This window comes from Duganella callida (assembly GCF_004614165.1).
Classification (GTDB): domain Bacteria; phylum Pseudomonadota; class Gammaproteobacteria; order Burkholderiales; family Burkholderiaceae_D; genus Rugamonas; species Rugamonas callida.
Genome location: NZ_SPVG01000017.1, coordinates 1 through 4,422, shown reverse-complemented (window position 1 = coordinate 4,422; position 4,422 = coordinate 1). Strand labels below are relative to the sequence as shown.

Genomic DNA, 4,422 nt, shown 5'->3' with positions numbered 1-4,422 from the left:
GCCTCGGCAAGCGCCTCGCCACGGATTAAAGGTGCAAAGTCAGGGTCAGGTCTTTAATTTCGTCACGGGCCCAGCCGTAGCGGCCGCTACGGCTGGGCCCGTGACGCAATGGAAGACCTGACCCCGACTTATTCCTCGTCCGGTGCGAGGCCGGAGGGTTCGCCTTCGGCAATGTCGGCTTCGCTCTCGGTGGCGAGGCCGGGGTTGTTCTTCAGCTCGGCCTTGCGCCGGGCTTTTTCTTCCTGCTTTTTCTTTTTCTCAAGTTCGCGCTGCCGTTTTTCGTATGCGAAATTCGTTTTGGCCATTTGCTACCTCTTTCTTGAAAAGGTTTGCGCTGCGTAGCCTTTATTATGAACCGTTTTTTTCAGCCTCGAGGATGATGTTGCGCATGCAAATGCTTCAAACGCTCGCGTGCGACGTGGGTGTAGATCTGTGTTGTTGATATATCGGCATGTCCGAGCAGCAGTTGCACCACCCGCAAGTCGGCGCCGTGGTTGAGCAAATGGGTGGCGAACGCGTGGCGCAGGGTGTGCGGCGACAGCGGCACGCTGATGCCAGCCTTGAAAGCATGTTTTTTGATCAAGACCCAGAACATCTGCCGCGTCATCGCGCCGCCGCGGCCGGTGACGAACAGGGCGTCGTCCTGCTGGCCGTTGAGGATGGCGCCGCGCGCTTCTTTCATGTAGCGCTCGATCCAGCGCCGCGCCTCGGCGCCGAACGGCACCAGCCGCGTCTTGGCGCCCTTGCCGGTGATGCGCAGCACGCCGTCGTTCAGGCTCAGCTCCAGCAGCTTCAGCGCCACCAGTTCCGATACCCGCAGGCCGCTGGCGTACATCAGCTCCAGCATGGTGCGATCACGCAGGCCCAGCGGCGTGGTGACGTCGGGCGCGCCCAGCAAGGCTTCGACTTGCGCCTCGCTCAGCGTCTGCACGAAGCGCTGCGCTTGCTTGGCCGAGACCACCTTCAGGCTCGGATCTTCGGCGATGCGGCGCTGGCGCAGCAGCATCTGGTAGAAGCGCCGGAGCGTGGCGCGGCGGCGATTGGACGAGGTCGCTTTGCCGCTGTCGGACTGGCGCGCGGCGATGTAATCCTCGATGGCCTTGCCGTCCACGGCCAGCAGGCCGTCCACCTGCGGCCGCATCTTCTCCAGCCACGTGGCGAACAGGCGCATGTCGCGCCGGTAGGCTTCCAGCGTGTTTTTCGACAGCCCATCCTCCAGCCACAGGCTGTCGCAGAATTCGTCGATCAGAGCAAGGTTGTCTGCTGCCATGCGTATTCGCTCGATCCTTCGTGCGCCAGCAGCCAGCGCTTGATGCCCAGCAGGTAACCGTTGGGGTCGTCGCTGTTGGAGAAGCCGCCCAGGCCGCCGGCCGCCGTCACGCGGTGGCATGGAATCACCACCGGGAACCAGTTGGCGCCGCAGGCCTGGCCCACCGCCCGCGGCGCCGAGCCCAGATGTTTGGCCAACTCGCCATAGGTGCGGGTACTGCCGCGCGGAATCGAGCACAGCGTGTCCCAGACCTTGTGCTGGAATTCGGTGCCGACGCGCTTCAACGGCAGGGTGAAAGCATAGTCGGGATCGTCACAGTATCGGGCGAGCTGCTGCGCCACCAGCTCCGCCACCGCATCTTGCGGCGCCTGCGCTTCAAAATGGGGCGGCAGGTAGCACAACTCGGTCACTTCGCCGGCGGCCGCGCGCACCCCTAACTTCCCGAATGGAAGCGCCAAAACGGCGGAAAACCGCGGATTTTCCTGTTGTATTTTCATCACAGTTTCATGCACCAAAAAAGCACTTTATTTTGTGTCACTGTTGTAGAAACGCACCATCATGTTGCATCGGTGATACAGCGCCACACGCCATTGTAAAGGCTATGGGCGAAAAAAAACGCACCCTAAGGTGCGTTTTCAAATCCTTCTCACGTTCCCGGTCACTTGCCCGTCCCCGTAGCACGCTTGTGGCAGCCTGCAGAGCCTGTAACAGCGACATTCTGTAAAACGTGTGTCTCCTCGATCTCGCCGGTATTCATTACCGATTCTATACACACTCCCCACTTACAATTCTGTGCTCTTGCTACCGGGCCGCATATCCATATGCATGTATCCCTGAGAGCGACGCCATCATAACGTATCCGTTACGGTTTTTCTCAAATTTTTTGTTGTGCCGAAGCGGCCTTAGTTTAGGCATCAAATAATGTGGCGGAAAAATCAAAAGTTGTGGTATGCCGGACGACGACGGCTGTGGCCGACCTAGTAATACCCCTCATTGCCAGCTTTACATCTCAAAGTTAAGTTACTGCAATGCTGGATTCCCCAGCACTAATAACTCTTAGAGACATATTATGTTCACAAAAATTCTCGATCATCTGGAGGAGTGGATCATCACCTTCCTGATGGGAGGAGCCACTCTCATCATCTTCTTTTCCGTGGTGCACCGCTACGGCACCGGCATTGCGATTCCCTACGTGCAAGACTTCCTGCTTGCCCTGCACTTCGAATGGGCGCAGGAACTGGCCATCATCATGTTCGTCTGGATGGCCAAGTTCGGCGCCGCCTACGGCGTGCGCAAGGGCGTGCACGTCGGCGTGGACGTGCTGGTCAACCGCCTGCCGCCCGAATGGCGCCGCTTCACGGTGATGCTGGCGCTGGTCTGCGGCGCGCTGTTCACCGGCATCGTCGGCACCCTGGGCCTGACCTTCGTCTGGGAAAACGGCATGCACCATGCGGTGTTCGGCCTGCTGGGCAAGGACCTGACCGACATTCCGGAAGGCCCGACCACGCCCGACCTCGAATGGCCGACCTGGCTGGTGTATTCTGCCGTGCCGTGGGCATCCTACCTGATGTGTTTCCGCTTCCTGCAGGTGGGCTGGGCCTTCCTGCGCCACGGCGAGCTGCCGCATCACGATGAATCCCACGTCGAAGGCTTGAGCGACGACGACCACGATGAACTGTTTGCCGCCGCGCCGGCCCATGGAGGTGCACGATGAGCGACGCGATCGCAGTGCCAGGCATCGAACCCTGGACCAAAAAGAAGGCCGGCACCGTGCTGGCGGTACTGGCCGGCATCCTGCTCGGCGTGTGCATCCTCGGCGGCAAGGTCGGCATCGTGTTCGCCCTGCTGATCCTGCTGATGCTGACCGGCATCCCGGTCTCCATCGCGCTGGGCCTGACGGTGCTGATGTTCATGTATCTGCTGACCGAGGTGCCGATCGAGGCGGTGGCGCTGAAGCTGTTCACCGGCATCGAGAAATTCGAGATCATGGCCATCCCGCTGTTCATTTTGGCCGGTAACTTCCTGACGCACGGTGGCGTGGCCAAGCGCATGATCAGCTTCGCGACCAGCCTGATCGGCCACTGGCACGGCGGCCTGGCGCTGGCCGGCATCATCGCCTGCGCCATGTTCGCGCTGGTGTGCGGTTCGTCGGTGGCGACGGTGGTGGCGATCGGCTCCATCATCCTGCCGGCCATGGTCAAGCAGGGCTATCCGAAGCAGTTCGGCGCCGGCGTGATCATCACCGCCGGTTCGCTGGGCATTTTGATGCTGCCGTCGATCCCGAAAGTGATTTACGCGATTTCCACCAACACCTCGATCGGCGCGCTGTTCCTGGCCGGCCTGTTCCCCGGCATCCTGCTGACCGTGATGTTGTGCGGCACCACCTGGGTGCTGGCCTACAAGAACAACTATCCGCGCATGCGCAAAGCCTCGTGGGGCCAGCGCTGGACCGCGTTCCGCAAGAGCGTATGGGGCCTGATGCTGGTGGTGATCATCATCGGCGGCATCACCAAGGGCATCTTCACGCCGACCGAAGCGGCGGCGATGAGCGCCGTGTATGCGTTCGTGATCTCGGTATTCGTCTACAAGGACATGCCGCTGAAGAAGACGCCGGAAGTGCTGAAGAAATCGGCCGCGCTGTCGGCGATGCTGCTGTACATCATCACCAACGCCGTGCTGTTCTCGTTCCTGATGGCGCACGAAAACATCCCGCAGGCGATGGCGGACTGGATCCTCAACAAAGACCTGGGCCAGGCCGGCTTCCTGTTCTTCACCAACATCCTGCTGCTGCTGGCCGGTAACGTGATGGAACCGTCGTCGATCATCCTGGTGATGGCGCCCATCCTGCATCCGGCCGCGATCCGCCTGGGCATCGACGCGGTCCACTTCGGCATCATGATCGACGCCAACATGGAAGTCGGCCTGTGCCACCCGCCGGTGGGCCTGAACCTGTACGTGGCCAGCGGCATCTCGAAGATGAGCATCTCCGAACTGACCGTGGCGGTGATGCCGTGGCTGATCACGATGCTGGTGTTCCTGGTGATCGTCACCTACTGGCCGGGCCTGTCGCTCTGGCTGCCGAAAGCGATGGGACTGATGTAAAAATCCGGGGTCAGTTCTGCCAATCGCACACGGGCTCTACCGTAGCGGCC

Annotated in this window: 5 protein-coding genes; 2 read left to right on the top strand and 3 right to left on the bottom strand. The window is 60.9% G+C overall.

Going from position 1 to position 4,422, the window contains the following annotated elements; translation table 11 throughout:
- Positions 1-128: 128 nt before the first annotated feature.
- The 3 genes from E4L98_RS29910 to E4L98_RS01515 are packed head-to-tail and all read right to left on the bottom strand — an operon-like array spanning position 129 to position 1,767.
- Positions 129-305 (bottom strand): hypothetical protein, encoded by a 177-nt coding sequence (locus tag E4L98_RS29910; RefSeq protein ID WP_167761249.1) that lies wholly within the window; start codon positions 303-305, stop codon positions 129-131.
- Between the two features lie 59 nt (positions 306-364).
- Entirely contained in the window at positions 365-1,270 is a 906-nt protein-coding gene (gene xerD / locus E4L98_RS01520) for a site-specific tyrosine recombinase XerD (RefSeq protein ID WP_135199801.1), read from the bottom strand.
- On the bottom strand, positions 1,246-1,767 hold the full coding sequence (locus E4L98_RS01515; protein WP_135199800.1) for a methylated-DNA--[protein]-cysteine S-methyltransferase: 522 nt from the start codon (positions 1,765-1,767) through the stop codon (positions 1,246-1,248). The genes xerD and E4L98_RS01515 overlap by 25 nt, the downstream gene beginning before the upstream one ends.
- A gap of 572 nt (positions 1,768-2,339) precedes the next feature.
- Between E4L98_RS01515 and E4L98_RS01510 the strand changes: the two genes are divergently transcribed.
- Both E4L98_RS01510 and E4L98_RS01505 read left to right on the top strand, forming a co-directional pair.
- Positions 2,340-2,984, top strand: a complete 645-nt coding sequence (locus E4L98_RS01510) for a TRAP transporter small permease (protein WP_135199799.1) — start codon at positions 2,340-2,342, stop codon at positions 2,982-2,984.
- A complete protein-coding gene (locus E4L98_RS01505) occupies positions 2,981-4,372 on the top strand; it encodes a TRAP transporter large permease (protein ID WP_135199798.1) in 1,392 nt (463 codons plus the stop codon). The genes E4L98_RS01510 and E4L98_RS01505 overlap by 4 nt, the downstream gene beginning before the upstream one ends.
- The last annotated feature ends 50 nt before the right edge of the window (positions 4,373-4,422 follow it).

What these genes read in the sequence shown, in the direction of transcription:
- E4L98_RS01510 (WP_135199799.1), top strand. Translation starts at nt 2,340, where the DNA reads ATGTTCACAAAAATTCTCGATCATCTGGAGGAGTGGATCATCACCTTC.
- xerD (WP_135199801.1), bottom strand. Translation starts at nt 1,270, where the DNA reads ATGGCAGCAGACAACCTTGCTCTGATCGACGAATTCTGCGACAGCCTG.
- E4L98_RS01505 (WP_135199798.1), top strand. Translation starts at nt 2,981, where the DNA reads ATGAGCGACGCGATCGCAGTGCCAGGCATCGAACCCTGGACCAAAAAG.
- E4L98_RS29910 (WP_167761249.1), bottom strand. Translation starts at nt 305, where the DNA reads ATGGCCAAAACGAATTTCGCATACGAAAAACGGCAGCGCGAACTTGAG.
- E4L98_RS01515 (WP_135199800.1), bottom strand. Translation starts at nt 1,767, where the DNA reads ATGAAAATACAACAGGAAAATCCGCGGTTTTCCGCCGTTTTGGCGCTT.